2 protein-coding genes and 1 pseudogene are annotated in these 1,245 nt (G+C 69.8%); 2 read left to right on the forward strand and 1 reads right to left on the reverse strand.

Annotated elements, in window-relative coordinates; translation table 11 throughout:
- Both QAA18_RS04570 and crcB read left to right on the forward strand, forming a co-directional pair.
- Positions 1-239 (forward strand): annotated as a pseudogene (locus QAA18_RS04570) (cytochrome c4); the annotation flags it as partial.
- Between the two features lie 16 nt (positions 240-255).
- Positions 256-657, forward strand: coding sequence for a fluoride efflux transporter CrcB (gene crcB, locus QAA18_RS04575; protein WP_279411379.1), 402 nt, complete (start codon positions 256-258; stop codon positions 655-657).
- Positions 658-716: 59 nt separating this feature from the next.
- On the opposite strand, the gene QAA18_RS04580 is transcribed toward crcB, so the two are convergent.
- Positions 717-1,245, reverse strand: a 529-nt coding sequence (locus QAA18_RS04580) for an HAD-IC family P-type ATPase (RefSeq protein ID WP_279411382.1), incomplete at its 5' end; no start/stop codon positions are given.

Genomic DNA, 1,245 nt, shown 5'->3' on the forward strand with positions numbered 1-1,245 from the left:
GCCATGGACCCGGGGCTGGTCCTGGCGAGCGCAACCGGATGTATCCACGGCTGGACGGCCAGTACGCCGGCTATCTCGCGCTGCAGCTGCGCCTGTTCCGCGATGGCGGGCGCGGCGGCACGCGTTATGCGCCGATCATGGAGCGCGCCGCAGCCGGGCTGAGCGATCGCGACATTGCCGACGTCGCCGCGTACTACGCGTCGCTGCCGCCCGTTGCGGTTGGCGACCACCCGCGGTGAGTGGGATCATCGGCCGATGACGGGGACCTTCAACCCGGGTGGCTTCCTGGCGGTGGGTGCCGGCGCGGCGATGGGCGCCTGGTTGCGCTGGGGACTGGGGTCAGCCCTCAATGCGCTGTGGCCGCAGCTGCCGCCTGGCACGCTCGTGGCCAACATCGTTGGCGGATACCTGGTGGGCCTGGCCTTGGCGTGGTTCGCGCTGGAACCTGGCGTGTCGCCGCAGGTCCGGCTGTTGATCGTCACCGGCTTCCTGGGCGCGCTGACGACGTTCTCGGCATTTTCCGCCGAAGCTTTCGAGCTGCTGTCGCGCCAACAGTACGGCTGGGCGCTGGCCCATGTGGGGTTGCACGTGGGTGGGTCCTTGCTGGCCACCGGGGCGGGTTTCGCCACGCTGGGGGCCTTGAAAGGAGCTGCCTGACCCGTAGTGGGGCTCCCGAGCACCCATCCATGACTTCGCATAATGCATATTATGTCAAGTCAGGGATGGTTGGCACCGCCCCGGCCCAGCCGCAAGGCGTTGGTGATCACCGACACCGAGCTCAGGCTCATGGCCAGCGCCGCCAGCATCGGGCTCAGCAGCAGGCCGAACGTCGGGTACAGGACGCCAGCGGCGACCGGCACGCCGATGGCGTTGTACAGGAACGCAAAACCCAGATTCTGGCGCATGTTGCGCACCGTGTCGGCGGAAATCCGGCGCGCGGTGCCGATGCGGCCCAGGTCGCCTTTCACCAGGGTCACCTGGGCGCTGGACATGGCCACGTCCGTGCCGGTGCCCATGGCGATGCCGACATCGGCCGCCGCCAGCGCAGGTGCGTCGTTGATGCCGTCGCCGGCCATGGCCACCCGCAAGCCTTCCGACTGCAGGCGCCGGACCAGGGCGACCTTGTCCCCCGGCCTGACCTCGCCATGGACCTCGTCGATGCCCAGCTCCCGCGCGACGGCCGCCGCGGTGCCCTGGGCGTCGCCGGTGGCCATGACGATGCGGACGCCGTCGGCGCGCAATGCC

The organism is Luteimonas sp. 8-5 (assembly GCF_029763755.1).
Classification (GTDB): Bacteria; Pseudomonadota; Gammaproteobacteria; order Xanthomonadales; family Xanthomonadaceae; genus Cognatiluteimonas.